Below are 16,724 nucleotides of genomic sequence, written 5' to 3' on the forward strand. Positions count from 1 at the left end.
GCGGACCGTCGCGACGGCGTGCGGCCCACGCCGACCGCGCATCGGCAAGATAAGTGAATCCACGGGAGAACGAAATGATCGAATTCGCCTTGTTCGGCGCGGGCAGGATCGGCAAGATCCACGCGGCGAATCTCGCGCGCCATCCGGGCGCGACACTGAAGTACGTGATCGACCGGCACGCACCGTCGGCGGACGCACTCGCCCGCGCGCACGGCGCGCAGGCAACCGACGTCGAACGCGCGCTGGGCGACGCGTCGGTGCGGGCCGTCGTGATCGCATCGAGCACCGATACGCACGCGGACCTGATCGTCGCGGCCGCGAACGCGGGCAAGGCCGTGTTTTGCGAAAAGCCGGTCGACCTCGCCGTCGAACGCTCGCGTGCATGCGCGGACGTCGTGCGGCGCACCGGCGTGACCTGCATGATCGGCTTCCAGCGCCGCTTCGACCCGACCTTCGCGGCGCTGAAGGCGCGCGTCGAGCGCGGCGAGATCGGCGCGCCTGAAATGCTGGTCGTCACGAGCCGCGACCCGGGCGCGCCGCCGGCCGACTACCTCCGCAGCTCGGGCGGCATTTTCAAGGACATGCTGATCCACGACTTCGACGTGTTCCGCTGGATCCTCGGCGACGAAGCGCACACGCTGCATGCGACGGGAAGCTGCCTGACCGATCCGGCCGTGCACGACGCCGGCGACATCGATTCGACCGCCGTGACGATCCGCACGCGGCGCGGATTGCTGTGCCAGATCAACACGTCGCGCCGCGCGGCGTACGGCTACGACCAGCGCTTCGAACTGCTCGGCAGCCGCGGGATGCTGCAGGCCGGCAACGTGCGGCCGACCGAGGTGAGCGCGTGGCTTGCCGGCGGCATCGCGACGGACGCGCCTGAGCCGTTCTTCCTGGAACGCTACCGGCATGCGTACGCGGCCGAGATCGCGCACTTCGTCGACGCGTTGCGCGACGGCACGCCGGTCAGGACGACGATCGACGACGGACTCGCCGCGCTCGAGCTGGCCGAAGCCGCGATGACGTCGTGGAAAACGGGGCGGGTGATCGAGCTGTGACGCCGCAAACGGCGGCAGCGATCCGGGCAAGCGGACCGCGGCCGCCGCGCGAACGGCGGCCGTCCGGCACAACCTGCCGCACGGCACGGCCGCATCGGGCAAATTTGCCGCCACGTCGCGCGGCATGCGCGTGAAAGCACGTATGATGGCGAATCGATCGGCGTCGCCGATATCCCGCGTTTTCATCACCATGCTCGATCACCTCATCTGCGACTGCGACGGCGTGCTCGTCGACAGCGAAGTCATCGCCGACCGCGTGCTGCTCGACACGCTGTCCGCCACGTTCCCGAACCTCGATTTCGAAGCCGCCGCGAAGTCGGCATTCGGCCAGCAGACGTCCCGCTTCCTCACCGGCATCGAAGCCCGCTTCGGGGTCGAGATGCCCGCCAACTTCATCGAGACCGTCGAGCACAACATCGAAGTCGCGCTCGCGCAATCGCTCGCGCCGATCAGCGGCGTGCGCGACGCGCTGCTGAAGATCACGCTGCCGGCCGCCGTCGTGTCGAACAGCCGGCTCGTGCGCGTGCGCAGCTCGCTCAAGCGCGCCGCGCTCACCGAAATCTTCGGCGAACGCGTGTTCAGCGCCGAACAGGTCGCGCGGCCGAAGCCCTACCCCGACGTGTACCTGCACGCAGCGCACACGCTCGGCGTCGCGCCGGCGCGCTGCGTCGTCGTCGAGGACAGCATCTCGGGGCTGAATGCCGCGCGGGCGGCCGGGATGAAGACGATCGCGTTCGTCGGCGCGAGCCACATCCCCGACAACTACGCGGACGCGCTGCGCGCGATGGGCATCACGCGGATCATGCGCAGGATGGACGAACTGCCGGCGCTCGTCGAAGCCGGCATGCGCGGCGAATTCGGCGACGTGCAGTCCTGATCGTCATTCGGGCCGGTTCGGGTCGATCCGGCCGCGCCACGGGCGCGCGAACGCGCCCGCGTTTCCTTCCGCTCAGGCCGGCTCGCAGCAGCGTTCGCGCGCGGCGGCCAGCGCCTCGCGGAACGCGACGAGTTCCGCGATCGTCAGCATCGGCAGCCCGTGCCGTTGCGCGAAGCGCTCGACATCGTCGCCGCGCGTCATCGTGCCGTCCGGATTCATCAGCTCGCACAGCACGCCGGCCGGCTTCAGGCCCGCGAGGATCGACAGATCGACCGTACCTTCGGTGTGACCGCGGCGCGCAAGCACGCCGCCCGGTTGCGCACGCAACGGGAACACGTGGCCGGGGCGCACGATGTCGTGCGGCTTCGCGCCGTCGGCGATCGCCGCGCGGATCGTCGTCACGCGGTCGGCCGCCGACACGCCGGTATGCACGCCTTCGCGCGCCTCGATCGACACGGTGAACGCGGTGCCGTTGCGGCTTTCGTTGGTCTGCACCATCGGCGGCAGCTCCAGCGCGCGCACCGTGTCGTCGGTCAGGCACAGGCACACGATGCCGCTGCACTCGCGAATCAGCAGCGCCATCGTCTCGGGCGTGATGCGCTCGGCGGCGACGATCAGGTCAGCCTCGTTCTCGCGGTCGTGGTCGTCCTGCAGCACGACCGCGCGGCCCGCGCGCATCGCGTCGAGCGCGGCGGCGATGCGCGGCGGCACCGGTTCGGAATCCAGCAACGGGAGATCGGCAAAGGCGTCGGCAGGCGCCGACGAAACGGACATCAAGGACATGTGAAACGCTCCTCGCAAAGACGATTTGGGCGAAAAACGTTTCAGGGCATTGCAAACAGACAGAACGACAACCCGCTTCGCACGCACGGCGAAGCGGCCCTGACGGACATGACTATCTGCACATCTTCTCTCATCCGGACTGTGACCGTCGGCTCTGGCATTCGACCAGATCTGCTGACCCCGCGCGAAATGCGCGGGCGCTCGCGGGCTCGCCGGCTTACGCCAGCCTACCGCCGGTGGGGAATTTCGCCCCGCCCTGAAGACGCACTGATTGCCGGACGGGAACGCCCCGTGACCGGCGGGCCAAGCATACAACAGCCGCACACGACGCGCAGCGAATGACCGGTAAAACCTTACTGACGACCCCGTCTAACGGCATCGTCCGAACGGCCGACGCGCGCACGCAACGCCTCCCGCGAAAACCGGGAACCGCAACGCTCGCGCCGCGCGGCCCGCGCGATCAGTTGGCGGCCGCGTGCGCCGCGTCGGGCACGAGCCAGCGCGGCGGCACCTCGGGGCTCACCGTCACGCGGAACGCACGCGCTTCGCTGTCGCCCGGGTTGCGTAGGCTGTACGGCTGATCGGCGTCGAACACGATCGCGTCGCCGGTCGCCAGCAACTGGCGGCGATCATGCACGCTGACTTCGAGCGTGCCCTCGCTGACGACGAGATTGACCGTCGTGCCCGGTGCGCGGCGTGCGCCGGGTTCCGTATGCAGCGGCGCGATCCGCAGCTCGTGGAATTCGGCCGCGACCGGCTCGCCTTCCGGATACAGCGCACGTGCCGAGAAGCGGCCGTTCGAGCTGACGACGCGCGACGCGCGCTCGGCCGCCAGGTGCTCGAAACCGTTCACCGCATGGCGCCGCAGGAACGCGGCGACCGACACCTTCAGCGCCGCGGCGATCTTGCAGAGCACCTTGATCGACGGCACGCTGCGCGCCGATTCGATCTGCGCGAGCATCGCCCGCGACACGCCGGACAGCCGCGCGAGCGCATCGAGCGACAGTTGCCGCTCGGCGCGCAAGCGCGCGAGGTTCACGCCGACGACCTGCTCGAGCGCGTCGAGCGATGCGGACGCGCGCAGGTCGGCGCCATTGCCGGACTCGAAGGAAGACACGTCGCGCACGAGCGCCAGGGATGAAGACATAGCATTGCCTCCGGGCCGCCGCGCGGCCCTGCGTAGGGGGTAAGCCGGAATCGGAATCGGGTTGCGCCGGTCGTGGCGCGTATCGAAACGCTATCACCCGGCCTTGCACGGGCAAACGAAGTTATCTTCACACCGTTATCAGCATCGCGGAGGAATGCGTTTCTCGCGAACCTTTTCCTGCCGCTATGGCGTCGCGCTCGGCGCGCCGTGGCGGCGTTCACTGCGCCGCCGGCGCCGCGCCGCGCGCCGGGCCGCGCGCGTCGAGCCGCATCGCGAGCCACGTGACGACCAGCGCCGCGAACGTCACCGCGACCGCGACCCACGGCAGCGCATCGAGCGCGAAGCCGTGCTCCAGCGCGAGGCCGCCGAGCCACGCGCCGCCCGCATTGCCGACGTTGAACGCGCCGATGTTCAGCGTCGACGCGAGATGCGGCGCGCTCGCGGCCTTTTCGACCACGCGCGCCTGCAGCGGCGGCACCGTCGCGAACGCGGCGATCCCCCAGACGAACACGGTGACGGCGGCCGCGACCGGCAGGTGGCTCGTCTTCGCGAATACGGCCATCACGGCCATCAGCGCGACGAGGATCGCGATCAGCGACGGCATCAGCGCGCGATCGGCCAGCTTGCCGCCGATCGTATTGCCGATCGTCAGCCCCGCGCCGAACAGCACGAGGATCAGCGCGACCGCGCGCGGCGAGTAGCCCGACACGGCCTCGAGGATCGGCGCGATGTACGTGAACACGACGAACACGCCGCCGAAGCCGAGCACGGTCATCAGCAGCGCGAGCCACACCTGCGGCTCCTTCAGCACGCGCACTTCATGGCCGAGGCCGACCGGCCCGCTGTCGTGACGGTTCGGCACCAGCGCGGCCACGCCGCCGAGCGCGAGCACGCCGAGCGCGGCGACGATCCAGAACGACGCGCGCCAGCCGAGCACCTGGCCGACGAACGTGCCGAACGGCACGCCGAGCACGTTCGACAGCGTGAGCCCGGTGAACATCAGCGCGATCGCGCTCGCGCGCTTGTCGGCCGGCACGAGCGACGCGGCGACCACCGCGCCGATCCCGAAGAACGACCCGTGCGCGAACGACGTGACGACGCGCGCGACCATCAGCATCGCGTAGCCGGACGCCGTCGCGCACAGCACGTTGCCGACGATGAAGATCGCCATCAGCAACTGCAGCGCGGCCTTGCGCGGCATGCGGCTCGTCAGCACCGCGAGCAGCGGCGCGCCGACCGCGACGCCGAGCGCGTAGCCGGTGACGAGCAGGCCGGCCGACGGCAGCGACACGGCGAGGTCGTGCGCGACTTCGGGTAGCAGGCCCATGATGATGAATTCGGTGGTGCCGATGGCGAAGGCGCTGATCGCGAGCGCCAGGAGCGGAATGGGCATGACGTTCTCCGGTAGGCGGCGGCCGCGGCGCCGGTTCGGTGCCGCACCGCACAAGAAAGCGGGATGTGCGCGCATTGTCCCGAAGACGCCTATATTTGATAATTGGCGTGGCATTTGAACCATTTTCAAATATTTCTGGAAAATCGCATGGACCGACTGGGCGACATCCGGCTGTTCGTCGAGGCGGCGGAGCTGGGCAGCCTGTCCGCCGCCGGGCGCAAGCTGAACCTCACGCCGGCCGCCGCGAGCGCGCGGCTCGCGAAGCTCGAGGCGAAGATCGCGACGCGGCTGTTCGAACGCTCGACGCGGCAATTGCGGCTCACCGACGAAGGCAAGCTGTACCTGAACTGCTGCCGTCAGGCGCTGCAGGCGCTCGACGATGCGGACGCGATGTTGCAGGAAGGCCGCAACGTCGTGAGGGGCAAGGTGCGGCTGTCGTCGACGTCCGATTTCGGCCGCAATCAGTTGCTCGACTGGCTCGACGAATTCACGACGCAACATCCCGACGTCACGTTCTCGCTGACGGCGTCCGATTCGTCGTCGAACCTGTGGCAGGACGAGATCGATCTCGCGATCCGCTTCGCCGCGCCGCCCGACGGCGCGCTGATCGCCCGCCGGCTCGCGACCAACCGGCGGGTGCTGTGCGCGGCGCCGTCGTTCATCGAACGCCACGGCATCCCGGCCGATCCGCACGATCTGGCCCGCTTTCCGTGCAACGTGATCACGATCGCGTCCGGCCCGATGAACACCTGGCACTTCACGCGCGGCGACGAAGTGCAGGTTCACACGGTGCCCGTGTCGACCGCGTTCGAGACCAACGACGGCGGGCTCACGCGCGAATGGACGCTGCGCGGCCATGGCATCGCGCTGAAATCGCTGTGGGACATCGCCGACGACGTCCGCGCGGGCCGGCTGCGCGTGCTGCTGCCCGACTGGCGGCACCAGGACGCGCCGCTGCACGCGATCTACCACAGCAAGCGCTACATGGCGCCGCGCGTGCGCGTGCTGCTCGACTTTCTCGCCGAACGCTTCGCGCGCGAGGAAGCCGCGCTCGACGACCTGCTGAACGCGTGCCGCTGACGGTCGGCCCGCCGTCGTCGCCGCTATCGAGGGGTCGGAACCCGGAGGCCGGCGTCGCGTGCCCGCAACCGGCGGCCCGTCCGCCGCGGCATGAAAAGCTATAATGGAAGGCTTTCCCGACGGCCTTTCCTCCCGGCTACGCGCGATTCGCGTGCCGCGCACCGCCGTCCCGACTCACCCTTGACGACGCCCCCAGGTCAACCACTGCGAACGGCGAATCCCCATGACCAAGAAAGTTTACGTAAAGACCTTCGGCTGCCAGATGAACGAGTACGACTCGGACAAGATGGTGGACGTGCTCAACGCGGCCGAAGGCCTCGAAAAGACCGACACGCCGGAAGACGCGGACATCATCCTGTTCAACACGTGCTCGGTGCGCGAGAAGGCGCAGGAAAAAGTGTTCTCCGATCTCGGCCGCGTGCGCGAGCTGAAGGAAGCGAAGCCGGGCCTGCTGATCGGCGTCGGCGGCTGCGTCGCCAGCCAGGAAGGCGCGTCGATCGTGTCGCGCGCGCCGTACGTCGACCTCGTGTTCGGCCCGCAGACCCTGCACCGCCTGCCGCAGATGATCGACGCGCGCCGCGAGAGCGGTCGCGCGCAGGTCGACATCACGTTCCCCGAAATCGAGAAGTTCGACCACCTGCCGCCCGCGCGCGTCGAGGGGCCGAGCGCGTTCGTGTCGATCATGGAAGGCTGCTCGAAGTACTGCAGCTACTGCGTGGTGCCGTACACGCGCGGCGATGAAGTGTCGCGCCCGCTCGACGACGTGCTGACCGAAGTGGCCGGCCTCGCCGACCAGGGCGTGCGCGAAGTCACGCTGCTCGGTCAGAACGTGAACGCCTATCGCGGCGCACTGACGGCCGGCTCGTCGGACATCGCCGATTTCGCGACGCTGATCGAATACGTCGCCGACATCCCCGGCATCGAGCGGATCCGCTACACGACGTCGCATCCGAAGGAATTCACGCAGCGCCTGATCGACACGTACGCGAAGGTGCCGAAGCTCGTGAGCCACCTGCACCTGCCGGTCCAGCACGGTTCCGACCGCATCCTGATGGCGATGAAGCGCGGCTACACGGTGCTCGAATACAAGTCGGTGATCCGCAAGCTGCGCGCGATCCGCCCCGACCTGTCGCTGTCGACCGACATGATCGTCGGCTTCCCCGGCGAGACCGAGGAGGATTTCGACAAGATGATGGCGCTCGTGCACGACATGCGCTACGACACGAGCTTCTCGTTCATCTACAGCCCGCGCCCCGGCACGCCGGCCGCGAACCTCGCCGACGACACGCCGCGCGAGGTCAAGCTCAAACGCCTGCAACATCTGCAGGCGACGATCGAGGAAAACGTCGCGCGCATCAGCCAGTCGATGGTCGGGAAGGTCGAGCGGATCCTCGTCGAGGGCCCGTCGCGCAAGGACCCGAACGAGCTCGCGGGCCGCACCGAGAACAACCGGGTCGTGAATTTCCCGGCGCCGCTCGCGTCGCACCCGCGCCTGATCGGCCAGATGATCGACGTGAAGATCAACCATGCGTACCCGCACTCGCTGCGCGGCGAGCTCGTGCTCGTCAGCGACGACGCGAGCACGGCCACCCACTGACCGACCGACGCCCGACAGGAGCCCGACGCTACTTTGAAGACCGTCCAAGCACTGGAATTCACCGCCCCGCGCGACGACAACGCGCGCCTCGCCAACCTCTGCGGCCCGCTCGACGAAAACCTGCGGCAGATCGAACAGGCGCTCGACGTGACGCTCGCGCGGCGCGGCCACCGGATCACGATTCGCGGGCGCGGCGCCAAGCTCGCGCTCGCCGCGCTCGAAAACTTCTACAACCGCGCGCGCGATCCGCTGTCGGTCGACGACATCCAGCTCGCGCTGGTCGAAGTGCGCCACACGGCCGGCAACGGCCGCCAGGACACGCTCGACGTGCGCTTTCGCGGCGATCCCGACCATCCGTTCGACGAACCGGTCGTGCAGCTCGACGCCAGCGAGCCGGACGAAGAGCCGGGGCCGAAGCTCTACACGCGGCGCGCCGACCTGCGCGGCCGCACGCCGGCCCAGCGCGAATACCTGAAGCAGATCCTGCAGCACGACGTGACGTTCGGCATCGGGCCGGCCGGCACCGGCAAGACCTACCTCGCGGTCGCATGCGCGGTCGACGCACTCGAGCGCGACCAGGTCAAGCGGATCGTGCTGACGCGCCCGGCCGTCGAGGCCGGCGAGCGGCTCGGCTTCCTGCCCGGCGATCTCGCGCAGAAGGTCGACCCGTACCTGCGGCCGCTGTACGACGCGCTGTACGACCTGCTCGGCTTCGACAAGACGGCCAAGATGTTCGAGCGCCAGATGATCGAGATCGCGCCGCTCGCGTACATGCGCGGCCGCACGCTGAACCACGCGTTCATCATCCTCGACGAGGCGCAGAACACGACGCCCGAGCAGATGAAGATGTTCCTCACGCGGATCGGCTTCGGCTCGAAGGCGGTCGTGACCGGCGACACGAGCCAGGTCGACCTGCCGCGCGGCCACAAGAGCGGCCTCGTCGAGGCGCAGCAGGTGCTCGGCGGCGTGCGCGGCATCGCGCTCACGCGCTTCACGAGCGCCGACGTGGTGCGCCACCCGCTCGTCGCGCGCATCGTCGAGGCGTACGACGAATTCCACGCGCAGCATCAGGACGGCTGAGCGGCGGCGGCCGCGTGCCGCCCCCGGCCTCCCGGCCCGGCCCGCCCGACGGCGCGCCGGGCTTTTTTTGCCCGTGCGCGGCCCGGCCGAATTCGGGCGCGATCGGCCATTTGGTGTATCCTCGACGCGTCCCAATCGCCTCACGCGTCATGAAATCCTCCCGTTCCCGCAAGTCCGGCCGCGCTCAGTCCGTCGCGTCCGAATCCCCCCGCCTTTCGCTGTTCGACGCGAAGGGCAAGGCCCGGACCGTCAACGCGCAAGGGCTGCGGATCGATTTCCCGGACGGCCGCAGCCTGATGTTCGACCTGTCGGGCAGCTCGGGCGACGCGGCTGTCGCGATCGTCGCGCAGCACAACGACCCGGCGATGCGCGCGAAGCTCGCGCTGCAGCCCGAGCACTACGACAGCGTGACGCTGCACGTCGGCGCCGAATTCGCGCCGCGCGAGGACGACCCCGAAGACGAGCCGCGCGCGCTGGAACTCGACCTGTCCGTCCAGTACGGCGACGAGATCACGAGCGACGTGCGCAAGACGCTGCCCAAGCGCAAGCTGATCGCCGAATGGCTCGAGCCGGCGCTGTTCGCGAGCGCGCAGCTCACCGTGCGCTTCGTCGGCGAAAACGAAGGCCGTACGCTGAACGCCGGCTACCGCCACAAGGACTATCCGACCAACGTGCTGACCTTCGCGTACGACCCGGCGCCCGACGGCACCGTGATCGGCGACCTCGTGCTGTGCTGCCCGGTCGTCGAGAAGGAAGCGCACGAGCAAGGCAAGCCGCTCATCGCCCATTACGCGCACCTGCTGGTGCACGGCGCGCTGCACGCGCAGGGCTACGACCACGAGACGAGCGACGAGGACGCGGCCGAAATGGAAGCGCTCGAAGTCGACATCCTCGCGAAACTGGGTTTCCCGAACCCGTACCGGTAAGCCGTCCGCACGATGCGTCACGCCGCGATGCTGCCGCCCGCCTACCCGCCGTCGATCGGCGAAGGCCGTCTGCTGACCGAAGACGAGCTTGCGGCATCGCTCGCGCACACGATGCGCGACTGGGACGGCCGGCAGGATCTCTGGCTGTTCGGCTATGGCTCGCTGATCTGGAACCCCGGGCTGCCGACCGTCGCCGCCGTGCGCGGCAAGGTGCACGGCTACCATCGCGGGCTCTACCTGTGGTCGCGCGTGAACCGCGGCACGCCCGAACGGCCGGGCCTCGTGCTCGCGCTCGATCGCGGCGGCTCGTGCTCGGGCATCGCGTTCCGGCTTTCCGGCCCGACCGCGCAGCCGCATCTCGAGACATTGTGGAAACGCGAGATGCCGATGGGCTCGTACCGGCCCGCGTGGCTGCCGTGCTCGCTCGAGACCGGCGAACGCGTGAACGCGCTCGCGTTCGTGATGCGCCGCGACGCACCGACCTATACGGGCAAGCTGACCGACGCCGTCGTGAAGGAAGTGTTCGGCTGCGCGGCCGGCCGCTACGGCACGACGCTCGACTACGTGAGCCGCACGGTCGACGCGCTGCGCGCGAGCGGCATCCCCGACCGCGCGCTGGAAGGGTTGCTGGCGCGATGCCGGTGATCCGACACCGCGCCGCCCGCGCACCCGCACGAGGACACCGCCAATGAAACCGTCACACCGGTCGCGTTGCAGGATCGCCGTGCTGCTCGTCGCCGCGAGCGTCGCGCTGTCCGGCTGCGGGATACTCGGCTGCGGCGGCGCCGCGACCAACGGCGCGGCCGCCGGCGGCTGCTCGGCCGGCATGCGGTTCTGAGCGGCGCGCCGGCGGCGCCCGCCTGCGGCAGAATGCCGCCGTCCGGCCGCGCCGCCCGTCCCGCCACCGTTTTTTGGCCGCCGCGCCCCGCCGCTCCTTTCTGCGATAGGATGGACCCGACGACGACGTCGCGCCCGGCGCGGCCGTCCGCGAGCGGGGCCCGCGCGAGCCGCCCGCCCTGGCCGTGCGGCCGGGGTGACACGGTCGCGTCGTGCCCTTGGTGTATCCTTGCCTACTCCGTGACCGCGCGCCCCGGCATGACCCGGGCGCACCACCATGAACGATTCGTATCCCAGTCGTAAGCCAACCGACAAACCGCAAGAAAAGCGCTCGCTGCTCGAGCGCCTGACCGACTTCATCTCGCCCGAGCCCGAATCCCGCGGCGAGCTGCTGGAAATCCTCCAGGACGCCCACGAACGCAACCTGATCGACGCCGATTCGCTGTCGATGATCGAAGGCGTGTTCCAAGTGTCCGATCTGTGCGCGCGCGACATCATGGTGCCGCGCGCGCAGATGGACGCGATCAACATCGCCGACAAGCCCGAGGATTTCATCCCGTTCGTCCTGGAAAAGGCGCACTCGCGCTACCCCGTGTACGAGGAGAACCGCGACAACGTGATCGGCGTGCTGCTCGCGAAGGATCTGCTGCGCTTCTACGCCGAGGAGGAGTTCGACGTGCGCGGGATGCTGCGCCCGGCCGTGTTCATTCCGGAATCGAAGCGCCTGAACGTGCTGCTGCACGACTTCCGCGTGAACCGCAACCACCTGGCGATCGTCGTCGACGAATACGGCGGCGTCGCGGGCCTGATCACGATCGAGGACGTGCTCGAACAGATCGTCGGCGACATCGAGGACGAATACGACTTCGACGAGGAAGCCGGCAACATCATCGCGGGGCCGGACGGCCGCTACCGCGTGCGCGCGCTGACCGAGATCGAACAGTTCAACGAGACGTTCGGCACCGATTTTCCCGACGACGAGGTCGACACGATCGGCGGGCTGATCACCCATCATTTCGGACGCGTGCCGCACCGCGGCGAGAAGCTGCAGCTCGGCAACCTCGTGTTCGAAATCCAGCGCGGCGATGCGCGCCAGGTTCATGTGCTGCTGGTGCGCCGCAACCCGCTCGCCAGCCGTCGCGCCGAAACCTCGCACGAAGACTGACCGCTCCGCGCCAGCCGCGCTTCCTTCAACCGCTCGCCCACTTCCGCTTCACATGGACGATCCGATCCCGTCCCGCCCGGCTGGCGGCCTTCTCGCGCCGGCCCCCGGCCGCGCGCTGCCGCGCTGGCACTATCCGGCCGCGCTGCTCGCCGGCGCGGCCAATACGCTCACCTTCGCGCCCACGCCGCATGGCGGCTGGCTGCAGCTCGTCGTATTCGTCTGGTTTTTCGCGCAACTGACGCGCACGTCGAGCTGGCGCGGCGCCGCGCTCACCGGCGGCGCGTTCGGCTTCGGCAACTTCATCACCGGCGTCTGGTGGCTCTACATCAGCATGCACGTGTACGGCGAGATGGCCGCGCCGCTCGCCGGCGGCGCGCTCGTGCTGTTCTCGCTGTACCTGGCGCTGTATCCGGCGTTCTCGGCCGGGCTGTGGTCGTTCTGCGCGGGCCATGCGTGGCACCGCCGCGAGCCCGACCCGCGGCCGTTCTCGCCGACCTGGCACGGCGCGTTTGCGTTCGCCAGCGCGTGGGCGCTCGGCGAATGGCTGCGCGGCACCGTGTTCACCGGCTTTCCGTGGCTCGGCAGCGGCTATCCGCAGGTCGACGGCCCGTTCGCGGGCTTCGCGCCGGTGGTCGGCGTGTACGGGATCGCGTGGGTGCTCGCGCTGTTCGCCGCGCTGGTCGTGCAGGCGCTCGCCGCCGCGCGCCCGTCGCCGGTGCGTGACGGCGCAGCCAGCGCATCGGGCGGCAACGCCCGCGTGCGCATCGCCGCGCCGGCCGGCATCGCGCTCGCGCTCGTCGCGGCCGGCCTCGGGCTGTCGCAGGTCACGTGGACCGTGCCCGCGAACGCGCCGCTCACCGTGCGGCTGCTGCAGGGCAACGTGAAGCAGGACATCAAGTTCGAGCAGGAAGGCATCGACGCGGCGATCAAGATGTACCAGCAGATGATCGTCGAGAAGCCGGCCGACCTGATCGTCACGCCCGAGACCGCGATCGCGGTGATGATCCAGGAACTGCCCGAGCCGTTCGCCGCCGCGATCCGCAAGTTCAGCGACACGACAGGTTCGGCCGTGCTGTTCGGCGCGGTCGGCGCGTCGGTGACCGAGGACGGTCACTACGTCGACTACACGAACAGCCTGTACGGCGTGACGCCGAATTCGCGCGACATCTATCACTACGACAAGCATCACCTCGTGCCCTTCGGCGAGTTCATTCCGTGGGGCTTCCGGTGGTTCGTCAACCTGATGAAGATGCCGCTCGGCGACTTCGCGCGCGGCGCGCCGGTGCAGAAGCCGTTCCTCGTGCACAACCAGCCGGTAATGGCCGACATCTGCTACGAGGACTTGTTCGGCGAGGAAATCGCCGCGACGATCCGCGACAATCCGCAGCCGCCCGGCGTGCTCGTCAACGTGACGAACCTCGCGTGGTTCGGCGACACGATCGCGCTCGACCAGCATCTGCAGATCGCGCGGATGCGCTCGCTCGAAACGGGCCGGCCGATGCTGCGCTCGACCAACACCGGGATGACGGCCGCGATCGACGCGCACGGCCGCGTGCTCGGCCAGTTGAAGCCGTTCACGATCGGCTCGCTCGACGTGCGGATCGAAGGCACGAGCGGCTTCACGCCGTACGTGACGAGCGGCAACAACATCGTGCTCGCGGTGTCGTTAGTGCTGCTCGCGTTCGGCTTCACGTTCGGGCCCGGGCTGCGCCGCCGCAACGGCCGGCAGCAGCACGGCGGCGACGAAGCGGCATGACGCAACGGGCCGCCGCCGCGCACGGCGGCGGCCCGTGACCGCGAACCGGCCGGCCGTTCAGGCCTGCCGGGACGATCGATCCGATTGCGCCGGCTGCGCGGCGAGGCCCCGCAGGTCGCGGCTCACGTCCTCCATCACCGGCGCCCACGCGCCGAACGTCGGCTGCCGGTACAACGTCGCGGTCGGATACCACGGGCTGTCCCGACGATCGAGCAGCCACGGCCAGTGCGGATTCACGTCGAGCAGCACCCAGGTGCGCGCGCCGAGTGCGCCGGCCAGGTGCGCGACCGACGTGCACACGGTGATCACGAGATCCAGCGCGCCGATGAATGCGGCCGTATCGTCGAAGCTCTTCAATTCGTCGGTGTAGTCTTCGATCGCGAAACCGGCCGCGCGCGCGGCGGCGACGTCCGCGTCCGCCCCCGGCTGCAGCGAATAAAACGTGACGCCGTCGATGCCGCGGAACGCGTCGGCGTAGCGTTCGAGCCCGACGCGCCGGAACGGATTGCGCTGGTGGCCCGCGCTGCCCGTCCACACGAGCCCGACCTTCAGCCGGCCGTCGCCGGCGAGCCGCGCGCGCCATGCGTCGCGGGCGCCCGGCTCCGCCCGCAGGTACGGCACCGACGCCGCGAGCGTCGACGCTTCCATGCCGAGCATCAGCGGCACGCCGATCAGCGGCACTTCGTAATCGAACGCCGGCAGCGCGTCGACGCCGCCGCCCGCGCCGAACACGTCCGCATGCGCGCCGAGGCTGCGCTGCATCAGCGCGCCGAGCGCCGGAAACGTATTCCACGCGAGCCGGCCGCCCTCGCGATGCACGCGTTCGGCGAGCGGCACGACGAAGCGGCAGAACTGCAGCACGTCGCCGAGCCCCTGCTCGCCCCACACCAGCAGCGTCTTGCCGGCAAGCGGCTCGCCCTGCCAGCGCGGGCCCGGCAGCGCCGGCCGGCGGCCGCGCAACTCGCCCGCGCCGTCCCAGCGCGCCTCGTGGCCGCGCCAGCCGGCCGCGTAGTTGCCGCGCACGAGCTGGATGATCGCGAGATTGAAGCGGAACGACGCGTCGTCGGGCGCGAGCTCGCACGCGCGCGCCGCGTAGCGCTCGGCGTCGTCCCAGCGCTGCGCCTCCTTCATCGCCATCGCGACGTTGTTCATCGCGAGCGCGTTGTCGGGTGCGAGATCGGCGAGCCGCGCGGCGCTCGCGAGCGCACCATCCAAGTCGTGCATCGCGATCCGCGCGACGACGAGGTTGATCCATGCCTGCACGTCCTGCGGATCGTGCTTCACGGCCGCGTCGAGCAGCGCGATCTCTTCCGCGCGGTCGCCGCCCGACAGCCGCAGCGCGATCGCGAGGTTGTTGCGCAGCGACGGCCAGCCGGCGTCGATGGCGAGCGCCGCGCGGTACGGCGCGACCGCCTGCGCGTGATGGCCGGCCATCTGCAGCACGTAGCCGTGGTTGAAGTGCGTGGCCGCGCCCGGCTGCACGCGCGCCGCGCATTCGGCGAGCGCGAGCGCGTCGGCCGGGCGCTGCCGGGCAACGAGCGCGGTCGTGAGCCGCACCAGCGAGTCGGCATCGACCGCATGCAGATGGGCGGCGGCGGCCAGCCAAAGATCGTGCGCGGGGCGCTCGCCGCGCGCCTGCGCGTCGGCGGCCTGCCCGAGCAGCGCGAGGAACGGCGGAAGCAGCGGAATCAGAATGTCGGTCGGTTCGTTCATGCAATCGGCATCGGCGAGCGGGTGACGCGGCGCGCATCGCACGCGCCGCAATACGCGCATCTTAACGCTCGCGCGAGGCGCCGCGGCCCGCGCGCGTGCGCACCGGTGCGCGGGCCGCCGGAACGGTGCGGCGATGCCCGCATCCGGCTTCCGGCCGCATCCGCTCGCCGATCCGGTAAAATTACGCGTTTCTGCACACTAACAAGCCGCGCCGCCGCGCGAGCCGACCCTCCGGGCCCGCCCGGAGCGCCGTCCGCAACGGAGCGCCAGCGCCACGAAGGCTCTTCATGCTTACGTTTCAGCAAATCATCCTGACGCTGCAGTCCTACTGGGACAAGCAGGGTTGCGCCCTGCTCCAGCCCATCGACATGGAAGTCGGCGCGGGTACGTCGCACGTCCACACGTTCCTGCGCGCGGTCGGCCCCGAGCCGTGGCGCGCCGCGTACGTGCAGCCGTCGCGCCGCCCGAAGGACGGCCGCTACGGCGAAAACCCGAACCGCCTGCAGCACTACTACCAGTACCAGGTCGTGCTCAAGCCCGCGCCGGAAAACATCCTCGACCTGTACCTCGGCTCGCTCGAGGCGCTCGGCTTCGACCTGAAGCAGAACGACGTGCGCTTCGTCGAGGACGACTGGGAAAACCCGACGCTCGGCGCGTGGGGCCTCGGCTGGGAAGTGTGGCTGAACGGGATGGAAGTCACGCAGTTCACGTATTTCCAGGAAGTCGGCGGCCTCGAATGCAAGCCGGTGCTCGGCGAGATCACGTACGGCCTCGAGCGCCTGGCGATGTACCTGCAGAAGGTCGAGAACGTGTACGACCTCGTGTGGACCGAGTGGGAAGAGCAAGGCCCGAACGGCCCCGAGCTGCGCCGCCTGTCGTATGGCGACGTGTACCACCAGAACGAGGTCGAACAGTCGACCTACAACTTCGAGCATGCGAACGTCGACCTGCTGTTCACGTTCTTCAACAGCTACGAAGCGGAAGCGAAGAAGATGATCGACGCGCAGCTCGCGCTGCCCGCGTACGAGCTCGTGCTGAAAGCCGGCCACACGTTCAACCTGCTCGACGCGCGCGGCGCGATCTCGGTCACCGAGCGGGCAGCGTACATCGGCCGCATCCGCGCGCTGTCGCGTCTCGTCGCGCAGGCTTACTACGACTCGCGCGAGAAGCTCGGCTTCCCGATGCTCGGCAACCCGCCGGGCGTGCCGGGCCTCACCACCGACGCCCAGGATGCCGCGCAGCCGGCATGGGCGCCGCCGCTCAAGGTCGAACGCAAGATCGATCAGGACTGACGAGACGAGATTTATTC

At 69.5% G+C, this 16,724-nt stretch carries 15 protein-coding genes and 1 riboswitch; of the genes, 11 read left to right on the plus strand and 4 right to left on the minus strand.

Annotation, left to right across the window (positions count from 1 at the left end; genetic code table 11):
- Positions 1-74: 74 nt before the first annotated feature.
- Positions 75-1,061 carry an inositol 2-dehydrogenase gene (gene iolG, locus QZM15_RS23155; protein WP_302107324.1) on the plus strand — a complete coding sequence of 329 codons (987 nt, stop codon included), beginning with the start codon at positions 75-77 and terminating at the stop codon, positions 1,059-1,061.
- Between the two features lie 190 nt (positions 1,062-1,251).
- Complete coding sequence (locus QZM15_RS23160) at positions 1,252-1,938, plus strand: HAD family phosphatase (RefSeq protein WP_060315005.1); 687 nt, start codon at positions 1,252-1,254, stop codon at positions 1,936-1,938.
- Between the two features lie 72 nt (positions 1,939-2,010).
- Here QZM15_RS23160 and ribB read toward each other — a convergent pair whose 3' ends face one another.
- From ribB to QZM15_RS23175, 3 genes are all read right to left on the minus strand, one after another.
- Positions 2,011-2,721: a 3,4-dihydroxy-2-butanone-4-phosphate synthase gene (gene ribB / locus QZM15_RS23165; RefSeq protein WP_012329192.1), complete on the minus strand. Its 711-nt coding sequence runs from the start codon at positions 2,719-2,721 to the stop codon at positions 2,011-2,013.
- A gap of 118 nt (positions 2,722-2,839) precedes the next feature.
- Positions 2,840-2,989: riboswitch (FMN riboswitch) on the minus strand.
- A gap of 192 nt (positions 2,990-3,181) precedes the next feature.
- Positions 3,182-3,868 carry a helix-turn-helix domain-containing protein gene (locus QZM15_RS23170; RefSeq protein ID WP_302107325.1) on the minus strand — a complete coding sequence of 229 codons (687 nt, stop codon included), beginning with the start codon at positions 3,866-3,868 and terminating at the stop codon, positions 3,182-3,184.
- Positions 3,869-4,085: 217 nt separating this feature from the next.
- A complete protein-coding gene (locus QZM15_RS23175) occupies positions 4,086-5,261 on the minus strand; it encodes an MFS transporter (RefSeq protein ID WP_059578810.1) in 1,176 nt (391 codons plus the stop codon).
- A 147-nt stretch (positions 5,262-5,408) separates the two neighbouring features.
- Between QZM15_RS23175 and QZM15_RS23180 the strand changes: the two genes are divergently transcribed.
- The 8 genes from QZM15_RS23180 (at position 5,409) to lnt (ending at position 13,702) form a co-directional block, all read left to right on the plus strand.
- Complete coding sequence (locus QZM15_RS23180) at positions 5,409-6,341, plus strand: LysR family transcriptional regulator (protein WP_302107326.1); 933 nt, start codon at positions 5,409-5,411, stop codon at positions 6,339-6,341.
- 223 nt (positions 6,342-6,564) lie between these two features.
- Entirely contained in the window at positions 6,565-7,938 is a 1,374-nt protein-coding gene (gene miaB, locus QZM15_RS23185) for a tRNA (N6-isopentenyl adenosine(37)-C2)-methylthiotransferase MiaB (RefSeq protein WP_302107327.1), read from the plus strand.
- Between the two features lie 33 nt (positions 7,939-7,971).
- On the plus strand, positions 7,972-9,018 hold the full coding sequence (locus QZM15_RS23190; RefSeq protein ID WP_059578685.1) for a PhoH family protein: 1,047 nt from the start codon (positions 7,972-7,974) through the stop codon (positions 9,016-9,018).
- A 149-nt stretch (positions 9,019-9,167) separates the two neighbouring features.
- Positions 9,168-9,944, plus strand: coding sequence for an rRNA maturation RNase YbeY (ybeY, locus tag QZM15_RS23195; RefSeq protein ID WP_104011916.1), 777 nt, complete (start codon positions 9,168-9,170; stop codon positions 9,942-9,944).
- 12 nt (positions 9,945-9,956) lie between these two features.
- Positions 9,957-10,589: a gamma-glutamylcyclotransferase gene (locus QZM15_RS23200; RefSeq protein ID WP_059578691.1), complete on the plus strand. Its 633-nt coding sequence runs from the start codon at positions 9,957-9,959 to the stop codon at positions 10,587-10,589.
- Positions 10,590-10,632: 43 nt separating this feature from the next.
- The gene (locus QZM15_RS23205; protein WP_302107328.1) at positions 10,633-10,782 is read left to right on the plus strand and encodes a hypothetical protein; all 150 of its coding nucleotides are present in this window, start codon (positions 10,633-10,635) and stop codon (positions 10,780-10,782) included.
- Between the two features lie 276 nt (positions 10,783-11,058).
- Positions 11,059-11,946, plus strand: a complete 888-nt coding sequence (locus QZM15_RS23210; RefSeq protein WP_059578694.1) for an HlyC/CorC family transporter — start codon at positions 11,059-11,061, stop codon at positions 11,944-11,946.
- A gap of 52 nt (positions 11,947-11,998) precedes the next feature.
- Positions 11,999-13,702, plus strand: coding sequence for an apolipoprotein N-acyltransferase (lnt, locus tag QZM15_RS23215; RefSeq protein ID WP_302107329.1), 1,704 nt, complete (start codon positions 11,999-12,001; stop codon positions 13,700-13,702).
- A 57-nt stretch (positions 13,703-13,759) separates the two neighbouring features.
- Here the strand turns inward: lnt and QZM15_RS23220 are convergent, their stop codons facing one another.
- On the minus strand, positions 13,760-15,415 hold the full coding sequence (locus QZM15_RS23220; RefSeq protein WP_089465290.1) for a hypothetical protein: 1,656 nt from the start codon (positions 15,413-15,415) through the stop codon (positions 13,760-13,762).
- Between the two features lie 287 nt (positions 15,416-15,702).
- Here QZM15_RS23220 and glyQ point away from each other — a divergent pair, with 287 nt between their 5' ends.
- A complete protein-coding gene (gene glyQ, locus QZM15_RS23225; RefSeq protein WP_006477868.1) occupies positions 15,703-16,707 on the plus strand; it encodes a glycine--tRNA ligase subunit alpha in 1,005 nt (334 codons plus the stop codon).
- The last annotated feature ends 17 nt before the right edge of the window (positions 16,708-16,724 follow it).

This window comes from Burkholderia sp. AU44665, from assembly GCF_030504405.1.
GTDB lineage: Bacteria > Pseudomonadota > Gammaproteobacteria > Burkholderiales > Burkholderiaceae > Burkholderia > Burkholderia semiarida.

Bases quoted from the DNA above. Each gene is read 5' to 3' on its own strand.
- iolG (WP_302107324.1), top strand. From the start codon at position 75: ATGATCGAATTCGCCTTGTTCGGCGCGGGCAGGATCGGCAAGATCCAC.
- QZM15_RS23160 (WP_060315005.1), top strand. From the start codon at position 1,252: ATGCTCGATCACCTCATCTGCGACTGCGACGGCGTGCTCGTCGACAGC.
- ribB (WP_012329192.1), bottom strand. From the start codon at position 2,721: ATGTCCTTGATGTCCGTTTCGTCGGCGCCTGCCGACGCCTTTGCCGAT.
- QZM15_RS23170 (WP_302107325.1), bottom strand. From the start codon at position 3,868: ATGTCTTCATCCCTGGCGCTCGTGCGCGACGTGTCTTCCTTCGAGTCC.
- QZM15_RS23175 (WP_059578810.1), bottom strand. From the start codon at position 5,261: ATGCCCATTCCGCTCCTGGCGCTCGCGATCAGCGCCTTCGCCATCGGC.
- QZM15_RS23180 (WP_302107326.1), top strand. From the start codon at position 5,409: ATGGACCGACTGGGCGACATCCGGCTGTTCGTCGAGGCGGCGGAGCTG.
- miaB (WP_302107327.1), top strand. From the start codon at position 6,565: ATGACCAAGAAAGTTTACGTAAAGACCTTCGGCTGCCAGATGAACGAG.
- ybeY (WP_104011916.1), top strand. From the start codon at position 9,168: ATGAAATCCTCCCGTTCCCGCAAGTCCGGCCGCGCTCAGTCCGTCGCG.
- QZM15_RS23200 (WP_059578691.1), top strand. From the start codon at position 9,957: ATGCGTCACGCCGCGATGCTGCCGCCCGCCTACCCGCCGTCGATCGGC.
- QZM15_RS23205 (WP_302107328.1), top strand. From the start codon at position 10,633: ATGAAACCGTCACACCGGTCGCGTTGCAGGATCGCCGTGCTGCTCGTC.
- QZM15_RS23210 (WP_059578694.1), top strand. From the start codon at position 11,059: ATGAACGATTCGTATCCCAGTCGTAAGCCAACCGACAAACCGCAAGAA.
- lnt (WP_302107329.1), top strand. From the start codon at position 11,999: ATGGACGATCCGATCCCGTCCCGCCCGGCTGGCGGCCTTCTCGCGCCG.
- QZM15_RS23220 (WP_089465290.1), bottom strand. From the start codon at position 15,415: ATGAACGAACCGACCGACATTCTGATTCCGCTGCTTCCGCCGTTCCTC.
- glyQ (WP_006477868.1), top strand. From the start codon at position 15,703: ATGCTTACGTTTCAGCAAATCATCCTGACGCTGCAGTCCTACTGGGAC.